5 protein-coding genes are annotated in these 21,467 nt (G+C 76.6%); 2 read left to right on the forward strand and 3 right to left on the reverse strand.

The window, feature by feature from the left end:
* Window positions 1-2,390, reverse strand: a 2,390-nt coding sequence (locus BAW75_RS25435; RefSeq protein WP_146074898.1) for a non-ribosomal peptide synthetase, incomplete at its 3' end; no start/stop codon positions are given.
* A gap of 817 nt (window positions 2,391-3,207) precedes the next feature.
* Between BAW75_RS25435 and BAW75_RS25440 the strand changes: the two genes are divergently transcribed.
* Window positions 3,208-4,398, forward strand: a complete 1,191-nt coding sequence (locus BAW75_RS25440) for an ATP-grasp domain-containing protein (protein WP_104115145.1) — start codon at window positions 3,208-3,210, stop codon at window positions 4,396-4,398.
* A gap of 101 nt (window positions 4,399-4,499) precedes the next feature.
* On the opposite strand, the gene BAW75_RS25445 is transcribed toward BAW75_RS25440, so the two are convergent.
* Entirely contained in the window at window positions 4,500-5,537 is a 1,038-nt protein-coding gene (locus BAW75_RS25445) for a 3-dehydroquinate synthase family protein (protein ID WP_104115146.1), read from the reverse strand.
* Complete coding sequence (locus BAW75_RS25450) at window positions 5,518-6,351, reverse strand: hypothetical protein (RefSeq protein ID WP_231915406.1); 834 nt, start codon at window positions 6,349-6,351, stop codon at window positions 5,518-5,520. The genes BAW75_RS25445 and BAW75_RS25450 overlap by 20 nt, the downstream gene beginning before the upstream one ends.
* A 225-nt stretch (window positions 6,352-6,576) precedes the next feature.
* Here BAW75_RS25450 and BAW75_RS25455 point away from each other — a divergent pair, with 225 nt between their 5' ends.
* On the forward strand, window positions 6,577-21,462 hold the full coding sequence (locus BAW75_RS25455; RefSeq protein ID WP_104115147.1) for a type I polyketide synthase: 14,886 nt from the start codon (window positions 6,577-6,579) through the stop codon (window positions 21,460-21,462).
* Window positions 21,463-21,467 lie beyond the last annotated feature (5 nt).

Here is a 21,467-nt window from a genome sequence, read left to right on the forward strand (position 1 = left end):
GTCGAGCCGGTGTCCGTACGGCGGGGGGCGGCGGCGAGCCAGCGGGCCAGCTCGTGCGGGGTGGGGGTGCGGTGGATCTGCGAGACGGGCACCACCACGTCGGCGGCCTCGTCGATGCCTGCGGCGACGGCGGCGGACTGCAACGACGTGCCGCCGAGGTGGAAGAAGCCGTCGCGGGCGCCGACCCGCTCGATGCCGAGCACGCTCGCGAACACCTCCGCGACGAGGCGCTCGCCCTCGGTGGCCGGCTCGACGTACGGCACGCCGAGGTCGGGGCGCTGGGCGCCGGGTGCGGGAAGGGCACTCCGGTCGATCTTGCCGGTGCCGCCGAGGGGGAAGCGGTCGAGGACGACGAAGGCGGCGGGGACCATGTAGCTCGGCAGGTGGGCCGTGGCGTGGTCGCGCAGGTCGCCGGTGGCCGGGATGCGGCCGTCGCGCCCGGTGACGTACGCGACGAGCCGGGCCACGCCCCGGTCCTCGCGGCGGACGACGACTGCGGTCTCCACCTCCGGGTGCTGGGCGAGGATGCTCTCGATCTCGCCCAGCTCGATGCGGATGCCGTTGACCTTCACCTGGTGGTCCATCCGGCCGAGGATCTCCAGCGCGCCGGCGCTGTTCCACCTCCCCAGGTCGCCGCTGCGGTAGGCGAGCCCGCCGCCGTACGGGTCGGTGACGAACCGCTGGGCGGTCAGTTCGGGGCGGTTGAGGTAACCGTCGGCGACGCCGAAGCCGGCGATCAGGATCTCCCCGGGAACCCCGGCCGGCAAGAGGTCGAGGTTCGCGTCGACGACGCGGACCTGCCGGTTCGGCATCGGCCAGCCGATCGGCACGTACGCGCCACCCCACCCGGCCGACGCGTCGAACCAGGTGCACGCCACGGCGATCTCGGCCGGCCCGTACGCGTTGACCACCCGCGTGCCCGCCGTCAGCCACCGCTGGGCCAGCCGCGGCGGAACGGCCTCGCCGCCGAAGATGACGCAGCGGAGGCCGGGACAGGCGGCCGGGTCGAGCGGGGCGATGTTGGTGGCCGGTCCGAACGTGTGCGTGACGCCCTGGGTGTTGACGAGGTCGGTGAGCCGGCGCGCGTCGAGCAGATCGTCGCGCGGGCACACGACGACGCGGCCCCCGCCGGTGAGCGCGGCGAAGATCTCCCCGAACGCAGCGTCGAAGACCGGTGCCGCCGAGTGCAGCATCCGGCTGCCGGGGCCGATGGCGCACTCGCCGGTCATCCACGCCAGGAAGTTCGCCAGCCTCTCGTGTGACAGCACCACACCCTTCGGCGTGCCTGTCGAACCCGACGTGTAGATGACGAACGCCGGCGCGTCCACCGGCACCGCAGGCAGATCCGCCACCGCACCGGCCGGTACCGCGGGCCAGCCGTCGTCCAGCGCCACCACCGTGACCCCGTCCCCGGCGGGAATCCGGGGCGCTACCGCACCGACCGTCAACACCACCCGCGCGCCGTGGTCGGCCAGCAGCACCCGCATCCGCTCCGCGGGCCACGACACGTCCATCGGCGTGTACGCGGCACCCGCCCGCAGCACGCCCATCGCCGCCACCAGCGACCACAACCCGCGCTCCAACGCCACGGACACCACGTCACCGGCACGGACACCCACCGACCGCAGGTACGCCGCCAGCAGCCCGGACCGGCGATCCAGCTCCCCGTACGTCAGCACCTCGTCGCCCGCGACCCCCGCCACCGCCTCCGGCGACCGCCGCGCCCAGCTCAGCACGAGCTCGTGGATCGGCTCACCCGGGATCTCCCGCACCGGGCCGCGCCCCCACGTCAGCAACCGCTCCCGTTCCGCGGCGTCCAGCAACGGCAGTCGCGACAGGGCGACCTGCGGCGCCGCCGTCCCGGCGGAGACGAGCACCACCACCTGATCCACGAGTCCCCGCACGAACTGCGCGGAGAAACCCTCCACCGCGTAGTCCACCCGCAGCACGGACCCGTCCGCCGCCACGCGCACCACCATGTCGACGTCCACCACGGCCGGTCCCGTCTCCGCCACCGGACCGTCGGTGAACTCCACCGCCACCGGGTCCGGCCGGTCCGGGCCCGCCACCGGCGCCGTCCACGCCAGTCCCACCCGCGCCGCCAACTCCCCGAATCCCGGGTCGCCCGAGACGTCCACCCGCGCCACCGACCCACCGGCCGGGGCCAGCCCGAGCACCACCTCGTCCTGGCCGGTCCAGCGGGCCAGGACCGCCACGAGCCCCGCCACCACGACGTGTCCGGCCGGTGTCACGCGCGACGGCCAGGCGGGAAGCACCCGGTGCACCGAGGCCGCCCGCGCGGGCCACACCGCCGGCCTCCGCAGGTCCCCCACGAGTTCCAGAGCAACCGCGCCGTCCGCGGCCTGGGCGCCATCGAACCCGACAGACAACAGCTCGACCTCCGATCGAAAGGGGACGACCGAAAGGCTCAGGGCCGCGACGATCGGTCAGCCGGGATGCCGTACGCCGGACGGCGGGGGTTGGCGCGAGGCGCGTCGACGGGCGGCACCGCTCGCGGGCCACCCGATCCGGTGCGCTGAGAGTGGCAACGACGAGCCGACGGGGCCCGACCATACGAAGCGCTGTGCAGTGACGTACACCCCTAGAGATCGGCACGTCGACCCCTAGCGCATCAGCCGGAGATCTCCTCCCCGGGCAGGCCTGGGACGTTTCGGCGGTGCCCGCCGGCCGCGTCGAGGCCGGGCCGGCGATGTGAGCTGGCAGGGGGCGTGGCCGTCGGAATCCGGGCACTCGACAGCGCGGGCTGCGACAGCGCCGTCCGGCGACTCCAGCCCTTGTGAAGAACAGCTTTTCGGTCAACCCGAGTCGATGGCCCCGCTAGGAGTATCGGCGGCCTCGGCGGCGAAAGAGCCGTCCGCGTTCGCCTGTCTGGCCCATCCCGGGGCAGTGCATAGTGACTATGATCTTTCGATCATGACGCCGGTCGGTGGCTGGAAACTCGACCGCTGACCGGCGGTGTGCACCTCGCCGCCGCAACGCTGGCCATGAGCCAGCCGGCTTCCCGGCCGGTCCAGCTCACGACCGTCCGGTCGGTGCACGCGGCACGCCCGGCTCTCGCGGGCCGAGCGGCCGCATCAGGACCGGGAGCCCACCCCTTCGGCCACGTTCTCCGCTGTTCGTGGCCGTGGCGCACCGGTTTCACCGCCACCCCGAGGCCCGCACCGGGCCGGCATGTCAGGAGACTAGATGCAGGCGCCCATCCAGGTACAGGTGTTCGCACACGACGGGGTGGTCCTGGCCCGACCGCCCGACCCGACGGCCACCGCCGACAGCCCCTATCTCGCCGGCGCGGGCGCCGCTCTCCACAACGGCCTGGACATGATCACAGGTCTGCACCTGACCCTTCCGCACCAGTCGGCGGCGATCTGCAGCACCGGCTCCAGCGCGGACAAGTCGCTGCGTCTGCTCAGCCGGAGTGGTCTGAAGACGCCCAGCGACCTGCGGAAGTTCCGTTCCGGCGCGCAGGCGGTGCGGTACGCGCGGGAAGCCGTCGAGCGGGGCGAGACGCTGGAGTTCCAGTTTCCTCCGCATGACCCGCTGCTGCGGGCCGCTCGCGCCCGGGTGCCCGCGGATCTGGTCGCCCGCCTCAACAACAAGACCGTGCTGGAGACTCTGGTCGCGCCGGAGTACCTGCCCCGCCGGCAGGTCGCCACCCCCGCCGAGGTGCGCCGGATCGTGGCGCGGGACCGCCGGCCGGCGGTCATCAAACCGGCCGGGGTCGAGGTGTCCAGCGGAATTGCGATCTTCACCCGTCGGTTGGGGGACCGGCGGAACCGTTCCCTGTTCAACCAGTTGGAACAGGTGAGCGAGCAGTGGATCGTCGAGGAGGAGGTGCCCTTCCAGACGATCTGGGGTATCCAGTTCGGCGTGACCGAGAGCGGATCGGTGCACTACTTCGGATCGTCGGTACACCTGCCGCAGCCCACCTCGACGTGGGTCGGTTGTGTGATGGACGACGACCAGCCCCCGGAGGAACTGGTCGAAGCGCTGACCGTAGGGGTCCGAAAGGCCAGTGAGCTCGGGTACCGGGGCTACTGCTCCTTCGACGCCGGGATCGGCCGCGACGGCGCCCTGCGGGTCATCGACCCGAACTTCCGGGTCAGCGGGGCCACCACCTCGCTGCTGCACCGCAGCTCGCTGCTGGGCCGGCATCCGTGCGCCATGACCACGTTCTTCTCACTGGCCCCCGGCGTCGACGCCGAGCCGATCCTCGCGCCGTTCATCGACCGGGGGCAGTTCGTCGTGTTCATGCACCACGACCCGGCGGAGACGGACAACGGCCCGCTGCCGGCGACCATCGTCGGCATGGTGGGGGCCGCGGACCGGTACGCCTGCGGCGTGCTGGTGGCGCAGATCCAGCGGGCCCTGGGCACCTGACGCGCCGGTCCGGGGCTCGGCTCCGGCGGCTCGTCATCCGTTCGCCGGCCCGGCCGCCCCCGCGGCGCCGGCCGGCGAACGGGCACCCGGCGGTGTCGGCCTCACATGCCGGAAAGTGCGGTACGCACAGCGGCCTCGGGGACGCGGGCGACCAGTTCGACTCCGCCCGGTCCGTCCAGGACGAAGGACAGGCCCGAGGTGGCCTTCTTGTCGCGGCGCATCAGCGTGATCAGCTCGTCGTGGTCGACGCCGCCGGGCAGCGTGGTGTCGAGCCCGTAGCCCGCCACCACGTCGTGGTGCTCGGCCACCCGGTCGGCCGGTATCCAGACGCCGACGCCGGCCAGCCGGCCCGCGAAGACCGTGCCGACGCCGACCGCCTCACCGTGGCGCAGGCCGAAGTCGGTGGCCCGCTCCAACGCGTGCCCGAGCGTGTGGCCGTAGTTGAGGATGTGCCGCAGGCCGGAGTCCCGCTCGTCCGCGGCCACCACCCGGGCCTTCAACGCCACCGACGCGGCGATCTGCTCCGCCACCGGCCGGTCACGCAGATCACCGGCGCCGATGAAGTGCGCCCGGGCGATCTCCCCGTACCCGTTGCGCCACTCCCGCTGCGGCAGCGTCCCCAGGTGCTCGGTGTCGCAGAGCACCGCCCGGGGCTGCCAGTACACGCCCACGAGGTTCTTGCCCTCCGGCAGGTTGACGGCGGTCTTCCCACCGACGCTGGCGTCCACCTGGGCCAGCAGCGAGGTCGGCAGGTGGATCACCGGTACGCCCCGGTGGTAGAGGCCGGCGGCCAGCCCGACCACGTCCGTGGTGGTGCCGCCGCCGCACGAGACTACCGCGTCCGTCCGGCTCAGCCCGAACTCGGCGAACGCCCGGCAGAGCTGTTCCACAGTGGTCAGGTTCTTGTCGTGCTCGCCGTCGCGGGCCGGCACCACCCGGTGCGGCACGCCCGGGTCGGGCGTCCACTCCGGTGGCCGGGCCGAGACCACCACGACCCGCTGGGCGCCGATCCGCGCCACCTCCGCCGGGAGCCGGTGGCGCACGCCGGGACCGATCAGCACCGGGTACGACCGTTCCCCGAGTGCCACCTCGACGCGGGCCGGCTCGCTGGCGGGACGGTCAGGTACCGGCGTGTGCATGTGGTTGCTGCCTCCTCTGCGGAACGCGGGCCGGCGCGGTCGCGGCCGGGCTGCCCCGCACCATCGACAGGCGCAGCGCCAGCGCGGCCAGCGAGTCGACCTCCGGCCGGATGCCCCACCGATCGTGGGTGAGCTGCGCGTGGTGCGCCAGCAGGAACCCGGGAGGCGCCGTCGGGTGGTCGTGGCCCACCACGTCGGTCACCCGGTCCAGGTAGCGCTGCCACGCCACTGCCACGTCCCCGCCCAGCGGTAGGTCACCGGCCGACAGGACGATCTTCTCCGCCCCGGCGTCGGCCTGCGCGGCCAGGTCCCGCCGCTGCGCGCCGGTGAGCCGCTGGCTGCGTTCCTGCCAGTGCAGGAACAGGAACGCCAGGCGGTCGGCCGCCGGCATCAGCCCGGTCAGGTGCCGCAGGTGCGCCACGGCCAGCGGCAACTCGCCGCCGGCCAGCCAGGGCACGTCGCCGCCGAGCAGGGTGAGGGCCAGTTCGCTGCCCGCGAACGCGAGCGGGCCGCCCCGCGCGGGGTCGCGCACGACGTACCGGTCCTCGGCGAGGGACGCTCCCGGGTCGTACGCGAGCAGTCCCGCCCGTACCGCGTCGAGCGCGGCGGGGGCGGCATGGAAGCCGAGGCTCAGCCGCCCGGCGGGGGAGTCCTCCGGGTCGAAGAACCAGTCCATGCCGGGATCGGCCCGGCGGGCGGCGGCGACCAGCCCGGTCAGGACGGTGCCGACCAGCTCGGTCAGCCGCGTGCCCGGGCAGCCGCCGGCCGGTACGGCCGAACGGGCGAACAACCAGCAGCGTTCCAACGACGGCACCTCGGCTGACGGGCGGGTGGAGCACGGGATTCGACGGTCCGCGGGGGTCGCCCCATCATCGGCCCGCGGGCCCGTTCCACCACCCGATCGGCGCTCCGAACTGGGGACGACTTAGGGGGTGACAGGGGTAGGACACCGGCAGGGTGCTCGGAAGACTTGGGCCGCTACGGCGAGCGAGGTCTACGCCGCGGATGAGGAGTCTCGCCGACGGATGGATGTGGTGACATGCTTCGGAGCGACCTGATCCAGCCGTTGTCCGATCTGATCGAGGCGCACGCCGCCAGGTCGGGGAACAAGGTCGCATTCCGCGACGACCGCCGGGCGGTCGGATACGCCGATCTGGCGGCGCGGACCCGTCGGCTGGCCGGTCACCTGGCGGCGGCCGGGGTCGCCCGGGGCGACCGGGTGGCCTTCTGCCTCGGCAACCGGGTGGAGACGGTGGAGACCTGGCTGGCCGTCACGCGGGCCGCCGCGGTCGGCGTGCCGGTGAATCCGCACAGCACCGACGCGGAACTGGCCCATCTGCTGGACGACTCCGGCGCGGTGCTGGTGGTCACCGACCCGCGTCACCTCGACCAGATGCTGCGGCTGCGTACCGGCCGGCCGGCCCTGCGGATCGTGGTCACCGGGGACGACCCGGTTCCGGACGGGGTCGTCGCCTGGCGCGACCTGGTCGACACCGAGCCGTCCGTGGGGGCCCGCGACGACCTGGGCCTCGACGAGGTGGCCTGGATGCTCTACACCTCCGGCACCACCGGCCGGCCCAAGGGTGTCCTTTCCACCCAGCGCACCTGCCTCTGGTCGGTCGCCGCCTGTTACGTGCCGATCCCCGGGCTCACCGCCGCCGACCGGGTGGTCTGGCCACTGCCGCTGTTCCACAGCCTCTCCCACATCGGGTGCGTGCTCAGCGTGACGGCGGTCGGGGCCACGGCCCGGCTCATCGACGGCTTCTCCGCCGACGACGTGCTGCGCGCGGTCGACGAGGACGAGGCCACAGTGCTCGCCGGTGTGCCGGCCATGTACCACCACCTGGTCACCGCCGCCCGGGAGACCGGCTTCCGCGCCCCGGCCCTGCGGGTCTGCCTGGTCGGCGGGGCGATCACCACCGGCGCGCTGCGGCGGGCGTTCGACGAGGTCTTCGACGCGCCGTTGCTCGACGCGTACGGCAGCACGGAGACCTGCGGCTCGATCGCCGTCACCCGGCCGGAGCAGCCCCGGGTCGAGGGCTCCTGCGGGCGCCCGGTGCCCGGCGTCGAGGTGCGCCTGGTCAGCCCGCAGACGGGTCTGGACGTGCCGACCGGCGCCGAGGGGGAGGTCTGGGTCAGCGGTCCGAGCGTCATGCTCGGCTACCACGGCCTGCCGGAGGTCACCGCCGCCGCCCTGCGCGACGGCTGGTACCGCACCGGCGACCTGGCCCGCCGCGACGCCGACGGCAACATCTTCGTCACCGGCCGCCACCAGGAGCTGATCATCCGGGGCGGGGAGAAGATCCACCCGGGCGAGGTGGAGGAGGCGCTGCGCGCGGTGCCCGGCGTCGCCGACGTGGCGGTGACCGGCCGGCCGCACGAGGTGCGCGGGGAGGTGCCGGTGGCGTTCGTGGTGCCGGGGCCGGAGGGCTTCGACCCCCGTGCCGGGTACGCGGCCTGCCGGGAGAGGCTCAGCTACCACAAGGTCCCCGAGGCGCTGTACGAGATCGGGCAGGTGCCCCGCACCGCGTCCGGCAAGGTCACCCGCCGGCTCCTGCTCGACGGGCCGGCCCGGCTGCGGGCGGTCAACGGCAGCCACCACGAGGCGCTCAGCCTGCTCGCCTGGCGACCGCTGGACCTGGCCGCCGTACCGCCGGTGGCGGCGCCCGTCCCGGCGGCCGCGCAGGACGCCGCCGCCCCGGCCCGCCGCTGGGCGCTCGTCGGCGCCGGGAGCGAGCCGCTGGTGGAGCCGCTGCGCGCGGCGTCGCCGGGGGAGCGGTTCCGGGCCCACCGGGATCTGGCCACCCTGCGCGAGACTCCCGACGCGCCCGACCTGACGGTGCTGCTGGCCGGGCCGGCCGACGCCGACGCGGCGGACCTCGCCGACCGGTTGCGTGGCTGGCTCGACGACGACCGCTTCGCCGGCACCCGGCTGATGCTGCTGACCGGCCCGGCCGGCGACGCGGCCAACGGCCCCGGCACGAGCGGTGCCGGCAGCGCGGGCGACGCCCCCGCGCAAGACGCCGCCGCAGGCGAGGCCACTGCGGGAGACGTCGCCGGGGGAGCCGCCGCCGGGGGCGACGCCGCCGGGTGGGCCGGGCCCGATCCGGCGGCCGGCGCCGTCTGGGCGGTCGGGCGCAGCCTGCAGGCCGCGTACCCGGACCGGATCGTGCTGGTCGACCACGACGCCGCGGACCGCTCGCTCGCCCTGCTGCCCGCCGTCGTGGACGCCGGCGCCGCGCAGGTCGCCCTGCGGGCCGGGGCGGCCCGGCACGCGGCCCTCGTGCCCGCCCCGGCGACCGTGCCGGGACGGCCGGTGACCGTGGCCGACCCGGAGCGCCCCGTCCTGGTCACCGGCGCCGACGGACCGACCGGCGCCGCGCTGGCCCGGCACCTCGTCGCCGCGCACCGCGCCCGCCGGCTGCGGCTGCTGCACACTGGCGCGACGCCCGCCCCGGCCCTGGCGGACCTGGCCGCCGAACTCACCTCCGCCGGTGCGGAAGCCGTTCCGCTGCCCGCCGAGCGGGCGGGCGACGAGGCGTTCGGCGCCGTCTTCCTCTGCCCGTGCGACGACGACCTGGCCGACGCCGAGGCCGCAGCCCGGCTGCTCGGCCTCGCCGCGACGCTGGACGCCGCGAGCCGGCACCCGGGGGCCGCGTTCACCGTCCTCGCGCCGTCCGCCCTCCTGCTGGGCGCCGCGGGCCGGGAACGGGCCGCCTCGGCCGTCGGCGCCCTGCACGCCCTGGCCACCCGCCGCCGGGCCGCCGGTCACCCGGCCCGGCTCGTCGGCACGACCGCGCCCGCCGAGCGCGGGCCGGCGGCGACCGGACCCGCAGCGGGCGCCGCGTCGGCGGCCGTCCGTGCCGACCTCGCCGCGTTCGACGTGGCCCACGACGGCGCCGACCTGGTCGTGCTCGCCCGCCCGGCGGGCCACGCCGACGCCGCGCACCCCGCCTGGCGCGGGCCCGTGGCCGAGCCCGGCGACGCCACGGACGACCGGGACGCCGCCGAGCTGCGCCGCCGGCTGGCCGGGCTCACCACCGCCGAGGGGGACCGGCTCCTGCTCGACCTGGTCCGCGCCGCCACCGCCCAGGTGGCCGGGCTGCCCGGCCCGGCCGCGGTCCGCCCCGGCCGCGCCTTCAAGGAACTCGGCTTCACCTCGGTCGCGGCGGTCGCGTTGCGCGACCGGCTGGCCCGGGCCACCGGGGTACGGCTCTCCGCCACGGCCGCGTTCGACCGGCCCAGCCCCCAGGCCCTCGCCCGGCACCTCGCCGCCCGGCTGCGCGGTGCCGCCGCGCAGGCCGCTCCCACGACGGACCCGGCGGTGACGCCGTCCACCGGGGACGATCCGGTGGCCGTCGTCGCCATGGCCTGCCGGCTCCCCGGCGGCGTCGCCTCCCCCGAGGAGCTGTGGGAGCTGGTCGACCAGGGCCGGGAAGGGCTCACGGAGTTCCCCACGGACCGGGGCTGGGACCTGGCGAACCTGTTCTCCGACGACCCCGACCGCCCCGGCACCTCGTACGCCCGGGTGGGCGGCTTCCTCACCGGCGCCGCGGACTTCGACGCCACCCTGTTCGCGATCAGCCCGCGCGAGGCGCTCGCCATGGACCCGCAGCAGCGGCTGCTGCTGGAGACGTCCTGGGAACTGTTCGAGCGGGCCGGCATCGACCCCACCTCGCTGCGCGGCAGCGCCACGGGCGTCTTCACCGGCGTCATGCACCACGACTACGCCGCGAACCTGCGCCAGGCGCCGCCCGGCACCGAGGGCTACCTCGGCGTCGGCAACTCCGGCAGCGTCGTCTCCGGCCGGGTCGCGTACGCGCTGGGGCTGGAGGGGCCGGCTGTCACCGTCGACACGGCGTGCTCGTCGTCGCTGGTGGCGCTGCACCTTGCCGCCCAGGCCCTGCGCGCCGGGGACTGCTCGCTCGCCGTGGCCGGCGGCGTGGCGGTGATGGGCACCCCGCAGGCGTTCGTGGAGTTCAGCCGGCAGCGCGGGCTCGCCCCGGACGGCCGGTGCAAGGCGTTCGCCGACGGCGCCGACGGAACCGGCTGGTCCGAGGGCGTCGCCGTGCTGCTGCTGGAACGGCTCTCCGACGCCCGCCGGCACGGGCACCCCGTCCTCGCCGTGCTGCGCGGCTCCGCCGTCAACTCCGACGGCGCGTCCAACGGGCTGACCGCCCCCAACGGGCCCGCCCAGGAGCGGGTCATCCGCCGGGCGCTGGACGCGGCCGGGCTCTCCACCGCCGACGTGGACGCCGTCGAGGCGCACGGCACCGGCACGTCCCTCGGCGACCCGATCGAGGCGCAGGCGCTGCTCGCCACGTACGGGGTGGGCCGCGGTGACGCCGAACCGCTGCGGCTGGGCTCGCTGAAGTCCAACCTCGGCCACACCCAGGCCGCCGCCGGGGCCGCCGGGGTGATCAAGATGGTGCTCGCGATGCGGCACGGGACACTGCCGCGCACCCTGCACGTGGACGCCCCGACGTCCGAGGTGGACTGGTCCGCCGGCGCGGTCGAGGTGCTCACCGAGGCCCGCCCGTGGCCCGACGTACGCCGGCCCCGCCGGGCCGGCGTCTCGTCGTTCGGCATCAGCGGCACCAACGCCCACGTCATCGTCGAGGCCCCCGCCGATCCGCCGACCGCCGCCGGGGACGCCGCCCGGCAGTCGCCGCCCGCCACCGCTCGGCCGCCCGTACCGTGGCTGCTCGCGGCTGCCTCCGGCGAGGCGCTGCGTGACCAGGCGGCCCGCCTGCTGGCCTGGCTCGACGGGCCGGGGGCGCACGCCGACCCGGCCGACACCGGGCACGCCCTCGCCACCACCCGCGCCGCTCTCGAACACCGGGCCGTGGTGCTGGTGGGCGACGCGGAGTCCGCCCGGACCGGGCTCGGCGCGCTGGCCCGCGGCGGACCGGACCCGGACCTGCCGGGCGTGCTGATCGGCCGGGTCGTCGACGGCCGACTCGGCCTGCTCTTCGGTGGGCAGGGCGGCCAGCGCGCCGGCATGGGCCACGAGCTGCACGCGGCGTACCCCGTCTTCGCGGCCGCCTTCGACGCGGCCTGCGCCGAACTCGACCGCTGCCTCGCCGGCCACGCCCCGCTCCCCGTCGCGGACGTCGTCCTCGCGGCCGAGGGCACCGCACCGGCCGAACTGCTCGACGAGACCCTGTACACCCAGCCGGGCCTGTTCGCCTTCGAGGTGGCGCTGTACCGCCTCCTGGAGCACTGGGGGGTCCGCCCCGACGCGGTGCTCGGCCACTCCGTCGGCGAGCTTGCCGCCGCGCACGTGGCCGGGGTGTTCTCCCTCGCCGACGCGGCGGCGCTGGTCGCCGCCCGCGCCCGGCTGATGCAGCAGCTGCCCGCCGGGGGCGCGATGGTCGCCGTCGAGGCCGACGAGGCCGAGGTCGCCGCGCACCTGACCGACCGGGTGGGCCTCGCCGCCGTCAACGGCCCCACCAGCGTCGTCCTGTCCGGCGACACCGACGCGGTGCTGGCCGTCGCGGACACCCTGCGCGCGGCCGGGCGCCGCACCAGCCGGCTGCGGGTGTCGCACGCGTTCCACTCGCCGCGCATGGACCCGATGCTCGACGAGTTCCGCGCGGTCGCGGCCGGCCTCACGTACCGCACCCCGCACCTGCCGGTGGTGTCCAACCTGACCGGCCACCCCGTCGACCCGGCCCGGCTCTGCTCGCCCGAGCACTGGGTGGCGCACGTGCGGGGCACCGTCCGCTTCCACGACGGCGTACGGGCCCTGCACGGGCAGGGCGTCACCACCTTCCTGGAGATCGGCCCGGCCGGTGTGCTCACCGCGATGGCCCAGGACTGCCTCGTCGCCGAGGCCGACGAGCTGGCCTTCGTCCCCGCCGTACGGGGCACCGCGGGCGAGGCCGAGGCGCTGCTCGCCGCCGTGGCGCGGCTGCACGTGCGGGGCGTCGCGGTGGACCGTGCCGCCCTCGCCGGCCCCGGCCCGCACCGCCGCGTCGACCTGCCCACGTACGCCTTCCAGCGCCGGCACTACTGGCTGCCCGCTCCCACCGGCGCCGGCGGTCCCGTCGGCGCCGGACTGGCCGACGCAGGGCATCCGCTGCTCGGCGGCCTGCTGGCGGTCGCCGGCACCGGGCAGGTGGTCTGCACCGGGCAGATCGCCACGGCCACCTCGCCGTGGCTGGCCGCGCCCGGCGACGGCACGGCGCCGCTGCTGCCCGCCACCGCCCTGCTGGACATGCTCACCCACCTCGGCGACCAGCTCGGCGCCCCGAGCGTGCGGCGGCTGCGCGTGCCCGAGCCGGTTCCGCTGCCCGCCGAGGCAACCCTCGAGGTGCAGATCGACGTGGGCGCGCCGGACGAGCACGGACGCCGGGTGGCGCACTGTCACGTCCGGGCCGGCGAGGGGCTGCCCTGGCGGGAGGTCGCCGAGGCCGTGCTCGCACCCGTCGACCCGGAGAGCGGCCGGGGCGCCCTCGCCCCCGCCTGGCCACCTGCCGGGGCCCGGCCGGTGGACCTGAGCGCCCCGCCGCACCGCGCGCCGGCCGGGGAGCTGGCCCGTGCCGCGTGGGTCGCCGCCGACCGGCTCTACGTCGACGTACGCCTGCCCGACGACGCCCGCGACCCGGACGCCGAGCGGTACGGCGTGCACCCACTGGTGCTGGACGCGGCCCTGCGCCTGCTCCCGCTCGCCGGCTTCGCGTCGGTCGCCGACGCCGGGCCCACCGCCCGGCTGCTGCCCACCGAGTGGGCGGGCGTGCGCCGCCACGCCGTCGGGGCGCACGCGCTGCGCGTCTGCCTGGCCCCCGCCGGGGCGGACGCGGTGACGCTGAGCGCCGTCGACGACGCGGGCGGGCCCGTGCTCGACGCCGACCGGGTGGTGCTGCGGCCGGTGGACCTGCCGCCCGCCGACCCGCCGGCGCCGGCGACCACCCCCGCCGGGCTGTACGCCGTCGACTGGCTGCCCGCCGCGTTCCCGGCGACCCCGGCGCCCTCCTGGACGCTCGCCGACGGCACGCCGCCGGACGGGCCGCTGCCGCCGCTGCTGGTGCTGCGGGTCGGCGACGGCGAGCCGGGCCGGCCGGTGCCCGACCGGGCGCACGCCGTCGGCCTCGCCGTGCTCGACGTGCTCCAGACCTGGCTGGCCGACCCCCGCGCGGAGACCACCCGCCTGGCCCTCGCCGTGCGCGACGGCGACCCGGTGCACGCCCCCGTGGCCGGGCTGCTCCGCGTCGCCCAGGCCGAGCAGCCCGACCGTTTCCTCCTGCTCAGCCTCGACACCACCGACGACGCCGCCATCCGTTCGGCGCTGGCCGCCGCCGACGACGAACCCGAGGTGGCCGTCCGCGACGGCCGCGCACTGCTGCCCCGCCTCCGCCCCGTCGAGCGGCCCCCGGCCGGCGCGCCGCTCGCGGCCCTGGCCGGCGGCACCGTGCTCCTCACCGGCGGCACCGGCGGGATCGGCCGGCACGTCGCCACCCACCTCGCCACCGCGCACGGCGTCACCGAACTGGTGCTGGTCAGCCGCAGCGGCCGGGCCGGCGACTGGACGACCGCGCTGACCGACGCCGGCGTCACAGTGCGGGTGGTCGCGGCCGACGTCGCCGACCGGGCGGCGCTCGCCGAGGTCATCGCCCCGCTGGCCGACCGGCTCGTCGCCGTCGTGCACGCCGCCGGGGCCACCGACGACGCCCTGCTCACCGACCTCGACCCGACCCGCTGGGCCCGGACCCTGCGCGCCAAGGTGCACGGCGCCTGGCACCTGCACGAGCTCACCGCCGGCCTCGACCTGGCCGCGTTCGTGCTCTTCTCCTCGGCCGCCGCCACCTTCGGCAGCCCCGGCCAGGGCAACTACGCGGCCGGCAACGCGTTCCTCGACGCGCTCGCCGCGCACCGCCGTGCCCAGGGCCGGCCGGCGAGCGCCCTGGCCTGGGGGCTGTGGGCCGCCGAGGACGGGATGGCCGGCCGGCTCAGCCCCGCCGACCTGGCCCGGCTCGCCCGCGGCGGCACCCGCCCCCTCGACACGGCCGCCGGGCTGGCGCTGTTCGACGCCGCCCTGCACGTGGACCGGCCGGCGCTCGTGCCGATCGGGCTCGACCTGGCCGCCGTACGGACCTCCGGCGAGGTGCCCGCCCTGCTGCGGGCGCTGCTGCCCCCGCCGCCCCGCCGGGCGGTCAACGCCGCCTCCGCGCCCGCCGCCGCGAAGGGCTTCGCCGACCGGCTGGCCGAACTCGCCGAGCCCGAGCGCGCCGAACTGCTGCTGGACCTCGTACGCGCCCGGTGCGCCACAGTGGTCGGGCACACCGGCCCCGAGCAGGTCGAGCCGCGCCGCCCGTTCAAGGACCTCGGCTTCGACTCGCTGATGGCCGTCGAGCTGAGCAACCGGCTCACCGCCGTCACCGGGGTCCGGCTCGCCCCGCACGCCGTGTTCAACCACCCCACCCCCGAGTTGCTCGCCGCGCACCTGCACGCCCGGCTGCTCGGCACCGCCGCCACCGAGGTCGCCGACGCGAGCACCGTCGCCCTGGACGAGCCGGTCGCCATCGTCGCGATGGCCTGCCGTTTCCCCGGCGGGATCGGTTCCCCGGAGGAGCTGTGGCGGCTGCTCGACGCGGGCGACGACGTCATCGGCGACCTGCCCGACGACCGGGGCTGGCCGCTGGCCGACCTCCACGACCCGGTGCCGGGCACGCCCGGCCGGACGTACGTGCGCTCCGGCGGGTTCCTCACCGGCATCGCCGATTTCGACGCCGAGTTCTTCGGCATCAGCCCCCGCGAGGCCCTCGCCATGGATCCGCAGCACCGGCTGCTGCTGGAGACCTCCTGGGAGGCGCTGGAACGCGGCGGCATCGACCCGGCCACCCTGCGGGGCAGCCGCACCGGCGTCTTCGCCGGCACCCACGGGCAGGACTACGCCGACCGGGTCGCCCCCGGTGTCGTCTCCGACGACGGCGAGGTCACCGCCGACGAGGGGCACCTGCTTACCGGCACCGCCGGCAGCGTCCTCTCCGGCCGGGTCGCGTACGCGCTCGGGCTGGAGGGGCCGGCTGTCACCGTCGACACCGCCTGCTCGGCGTCGCTGGTGGCGCTGCACCTGGCCGTCCAGGCGCTGCGCCAGGGCGACTGCGACCTGGCGCTGGCCGGTGGGGTGTCGGTGATGTCCACCCCGGCCGGGCTGACCGGCTTCAGCCGCCAGCGCGGTCTCGCCGCCGACGGGCGGTGCAAGGCGTTCGCCGAGGACGCCGACGGCTTCGGCATGTCCGAGGGCGTCGGGATGCTGGTGGTGGAGCGGCTCTCCGAGGCCCGCCGCCGGGGCCACCCCGTGCTGGCGTCGGTGCGCGGCTCGGCGGTCAACTCCGACGGCGCGTCGAACGGGCTGACCGCCCCGAACGGGCCGTCGCAGGAACGGGTCATCAAGGCCGCGCTGGGCGCCGCCGGGCTGAGTGCCGCCGACGTGGACGTGGTGGAGGCGCACGGCACCGGCACGTCGCTCGGCGACCCCATCGAGGCGGAGGCGATCCTCGCCACGTACGGGCAGCGCCCGGCCGGCGCCGCGCCGGTGCTGCTCGGCTCGGTCAAGTCCAACCTCGGGCACACCCAGGCCGCGGCCGGCGTCGCCGGCGTGCTCAAGATGGTCCTCGCCATGCGGCACGGGCGGCTGCCCCGCACCCTGCACGCCGAGCGCCGCAGCTCGCGGATCGACTGGGACTCGGGAGCGGTGCAGCTGCTCACCGAGGCCCGCCCGTGGCCGGCGGCGGACCGGCCGGTGCGCGCCGGCGTCTCGTCGTTCGGCATCAGCGGCACCAACGCCCACGTGATCGTCGAGTCGGTCGCCGAGGCGCCGCCGGAGGCCGCCGAATCCGAGCCGCCGCAGGAGCGCGCGCTGCCGTGGCTGCTGTCGGCGCGTACCCCGCAGGCGCTCGCCGGCCAGGCGCGGCGGCTGCGGGAGCACCTCGCCGCCCGCCCCTACCAGCGGCCCCTCGACGTGGCGTGGTCGCTGGCCACCAGCCGGGGCGCCTTCGACTCCCGAGCGGTGCTGGTAGCCGCGTCCGCGCAGCGGGTCGCCGACGCCCTCGACGCGCTGGTCGAGGGCCGGCCCGACCCGGCGGTCACGCGCGGCGAGGCGCGGCCCACCGGCCGGTGCGTCTTCGTCTTCCCCGGGCAGGGCTCCCAGTGGCTCGGCATGGGGTTGGACCTGCTCGACCAGGCCCCCGTGTTCGCCGAACGCATGGCGGCCTGCGACGCGGCGCTGCGGCCGTACCTGGACTGGTCGCTGCTGGACGTGCTGCGCCAGGCGCCGGGCGCGCCCGGCCTCGACGAGGTCGACGTCGTGCAGCCCGCCCTGTTCGCGATGATGGTGTCACTGGCCGAGCTGTGGCGCTCGTACGGCGTGCAGCCGGCCGCCGTGGTCGGCCACTCCCAGGGCGAGATCGCCGCCGCCTGCGTCGCCGGGGTGCTCTCCCTGCCCGACGCGGCCCGGGTGGTGGCGCTGCGCAGCCGCGCGCTACGGGCTCTGGCCGGGCACGGGGCGATGGCCTCCGTCGCGCTGCCGGCCGACACGGTCCGTGATCGGATCGCCCGCTTCGGTGAGCGGATCTCGGTCGCCGCCGTGAACGGGCCGGCCGCCGTCGTGGTCTCCGGCGAGCCGGAGGCGGTCGAGGAACTGCTCGCCGAGCTGGCCGGCGAGCAGGCCCGGGTGCGGCGCATCGCCGTCGACTACGCCTCCCACTCCGCCCAGGTGGAACGCATCCGCGACGAGCTGGCCGAGGTGCTGGCCGGCATCGCCCCCGGCCCGGCCGCCGTGCCGCTGTTCTCCACCACCGACCTGCGCTGGCTCGACGGCGAGGAGATGGGGCCCGACTACTGGTACCGCAACCTGCGCCGGCCCGTCGAGCTGGAACGGGCGATCCGCGCGCTGGCCGCCGAGGGCCACGACACGTACGTCGAGTGCAGCCCCCACCCGGTGCTCACCGTCGGCGTGGAGGAGACCCTCGCCGACCACGACGGCGATGCCGTGGTGGTCGGCTCGGTGCAACGCGACCAGGGCGGCCGGGAGCGGTTCCTGCTCTCCCTGGCCCAGCTCCACGTGTCCGGGGTCGCGGTGGACTGGCTGACCGCGCTGGCCGGCGGCCGGCGCGTCGACCTGCCCACGTACGCGTTCGCCCACCGCCGCTACTGGCCCCGGCCGGTCTCCGGCCCCGGCGACGTCGGCGCCGCCGGTCTGGACGCCGCCGGTCATCCGCTGCTCGGCGCGTCGGTCGTGCTGGCCGAGACGAGGGGCCACCTGTTCACCGGGCGGCTGTCGGCCGACGCGCAGCCGTGGCTGGCCGACCACCGGGTCACCGGCAGCGTGCTGGTGCCCGGCACCGGCCTGGTGGAGTTCTGCCTGCGCGCCGGCGACGAGGTCGGCCACCCGTTCCTCGACGAGCTGGTCATCGAGGCCCCGCTGACCCTGCCCGCCGACGGCGCGACGCAGGTGCAGGTGGCGGTCGGCGCGGGCGCCGGCGACGGACGCCGGCCGGTGACCGTGCACTCCCGGCCCGCCGCCGCGCCGGCGGGACAGCCGTGGACCCGGCACGCCAGCGCCACCCTCCGCGCCGACCAGCCCGCGGTGTCGCCGCAGCTCACCGCCTGGCCGCCGCCCGACACCCGGCCCGTCGACCTGACCGGCTTCTACGCCGGCCTGGAAGCCGACGGGTACGCGTACGGGCCGGCGTTCCAGGGCCTGCGCGCGGTGTGGACCAGCGGCGACGAGGTCTACGCCGAGGTGGAGCTGCCGGCGGCCCAGCGGGTCGACGCCGACCGGTACGGCCTGCACCCCGCCCTGTTCGACGCCGCCCTGCACGCCGCGCACTTCGGCGGTCTCGCCGGGGCCGGGGCCGGCCAGCTCCTGCTGCCGTTCGCCTGGAACGGCGTCAGCCTGCACGCCACCGGGGCCACCGCCCTGCGGGTACGGCTGACCCGGGTCGGGCCGCACGCCATCGCGCTGACCGTCGCCGATCCGACCGGCGCCCCGGTGGCCGAGGTGGCCGCCCTGACGATGCGCCCGATCTCCACCACCGAGCTGGCCGTCACCGACGACCGGGCCACCCGCGACGCCCTGTTCCGCGTCGACTGGACGCCGCTGCCGCCCGTCGAGACGGCCACCCCGGTCGACGCCGTGGCCGTCGCCCCCGGCCTGGACGGGTTCCCGCTGCACCACGGGCTGGACGGGCTCGCCGACGCGGTGGACGCCGGACTGGCCCTGCCCGGGGCGGTGCTCGTGCCGCTCGGCGCGCACCCCGCGCAGCCCACCCCCCGCGCGGCGCGCCACGCCGCCGTGCAGGCCCTCGACCTGGTCCGGCGCTGGCTCACCGAGCCCCGCTGGGCGGCGTCGCGGCTGCTGCTGGTGACCCGGGGCGCGGTGGCCGTGCACCACGCCGGCGAGGTGACCGACCCGGCCGCCGCGGCGGCGTGGGGCCTGGTGCGCTCCGCCCAGTCGGAGAACCCGGGCCAGATCGTCGTCGTCGACGTCGACGGCGACGGGATCGGCCCGGACGAGGTGGCCGCCCTCCTGGCGGCGGACGAGCCGCAGGCCGCGATCCGGGTCGGCGCGGCGTACGTGCCGCGGCTGGCGCGGGCCGGGTCGGCCGGCGAGCTGCCCGCACCGCCCGCCGCCGCGTGGCGGCTGGACGCGCCGGTGCGCGGCAGCCTGGAGAACCTCACCCTGGTCGCCACCGACGCCGCCGACGCCGCGCTCGGCCCCCGCGAGGTCCGGGTCCGCGTCCGCGCCGCCGGCCTCAACTTCCGCGACGTGCTCAACGCGCTCGGTCTCTACCCGGGCGACGCGGGCCCGCTCGGCGGCGAGGGCGCCGGCGAGGTCGTCGAGGTCGGCGCCGAGGTGACCGACCTGCGCCCCGGCGACCGCGTCTTCGGTGTCTTCGTGGGCTGCTTCGGACCCGTCGCGGTCACCGACCGCCGCCTGCTGGCCCCGATGCCGGCCGGCTGGTCGTACGTCGAGGCCGCGTCCGTGCCGGTGGTCTTCCTGACCGCGTACCACGGGCTGGTCAACCTGGCCGGGCTCACCCGGGGCGAGTCGGTGCTGGTGCACGCGGCGGCCGGCGGCGTCGGCATGGCCGCCGTGCAGCTCGCCCGCCATCTCGGGGCCGAGGTGTACGCCACCGCCAGCCCCGTCAAGTGGGACGCCCTGCGCGCGCTCGGTCTCGACGAGGACCACCTGGCCTCGTCCCGGACCCTCGACTTCGAGACCCGCTTCACCGACGCCACCGGCGGCCGGGGCGTGGACGTCGTGCTGGACTCGCTGGCCCGCGAGTTCGTCGACGCCTCGCTGCGGCTGCTGCCGCGCGGCGGGCGGTTCGTCGAGATGGGCAAGACCGACATCCGCGACCCCGCCCGCGTCGCCGTCGACCATCCGGGGGTGGCCTACACCGCCTTCGACCTGACCCTGCAGGAGCCCGACGAGGTGCAGCGCATGCTGGTCGTTCTGCTGGGGCTCTTCGAACGGGGGACGCTCACCCCGCTGCCCACCCAGGTGTGGGACGTCCGCCAGGCGCCGGAGGCGTTCCGGCACGTCAGCCAGGCCCGGCACGTCGGCAAGGTGGTGCTCACCATGCCCCGGGCGTGGAACCCCGACGGCACGGTGCTGCTGACCGGCGGCACCGGGACCCTGGGCCGGCTGGTCGCCCGGCGGCTGGTCGAGACGCACGGCGTACGGCGGCTGCTGCTGGTCAGCCGCCGCGGCGAGCGGGCCCCCGGCGCGACCGAGGCGCTCGACGAACTGCGGGCCCTGGGGGCCGAGGCCACGGTGGTGGCGGCCGACGTGTCCGACCGCGACAACCTCGCCGGGGTGCTGGCGGCGGTACCGGAGCGGCACCCGTTGACCGCCGTCGTGCACCTCGCCGGGGTGCTCGACGACGGGGTGGTCACCGCCCTCACCCCGCAGCGCGTCGACACGGTCTTCGCGCCGAAGCTCGACGCCGCGTGGCACCTGCACGAGCTCACCCGCCACCTCGACCTCGCCGGGTTCGTGCTCTTCTCCTCCGGCGCCGGAGTCTTCGGCGTCCCCGGTCAGGCCAACTACGCGGCGGCCAACGCGTTCCTCGACGCGCTCGCCCTGGCCCGCCGTGCGGAGGGGCTGCCGGGCCGGTCGTTCGCCTGGGGGCTGTGGGAGCAGGCCAGCGAGATGACCGCCAAGCTGGACCGGACCGATCCCCGGATCACCGCCCGTGACGGGCAGCTCGCCATCCCGTCCGAGCTGGGGATGGCCCTGTTCGACGCGGGCCTGCGGCTGGCCGAGCCGGTGCTGGTGCCGACGAGGATCGACGTCGCCGCGCTCGGCGAGCGGGCCGAGCGGCCCCCGGCGCTGCTGCGCGGGCTGCTGCCCCGGGAGCGGCCGACGGCGCGGGCGGCCACCCCGGCCGGCGGCGGGCGCACGCTCGCCGACGAGCTGGCGGCGCTGGACGGGCCCGGGCGCCACACCCTCGTGGTCGACCTGGTACGCGAGCAGGCGGCGAGCGTGCTCGGGCACGGCAGCCGGGTGGCGGTGGCCCCGGGCCGGGCGTTCAGCCAGATCGGCTTCGACTCGCTGACCGCCGTCGAGCTGCGCAACCGGCTGACCACGGCCACCGGCCTGCGCCTGCCGGCCACGCTGATCTTCGACTACCCGGATCCGAACGAGCTGGCCACGTACCTGGTGTCCGAGCTGGCGCCGGACACCGGACCGGCGGCCCCGCCGGTCCTCGCGGACCTGGAGAACCTGGAGCGCTCGCTGACCGAGGCCACTGTGGAACCGGAGCTGCACGACCAGATCGGGTCGCGCCTGGAGGTGCTGATCGCCAAGTGGCGGACGATGCGCGCCGGCGCGGGCGGCGATCCCGACCTCGATCTCGAACTGGCCAGCGACGACGACCTGTTCGACCTCATCGACTCCGAACTCGGTATCTGATGGAC

Source organism: Micromonospora chalcea, assembly GCF_002926165.1.
Lineage (GTDB): Bacteria > Actinomycetota > Actinomycetes > Mycobacteriales > Micromonosporaceae > Micromonospora > Micromonospora chalcea.

Excerpts from the sequence above, each read along its gene's own strand:
- BAW75_RS25445 (WP_104115146.1), bottom strand. The coding sequence starts at position 5,537 with ATGCACACGCCGGTACCTGACCGTCCCGCCAGCGAGCCGGCCCGCGTC.
- BAW75_RS25440 (WP_104115145.1), top strand. The coding sequence starts at position 3,208 with ATGCAGGCGCCCATCCAGGTACAGGTGTTCGCACACGACGGGGTGGTC.
- BAW75_RS25455 (WP_104115147.1), top strand. The coding sequence starts at position 6,577 with ATGCTTCGGAGCGACCTGATCCAGCCGTTGTCCGATCTGATCGAGGCG.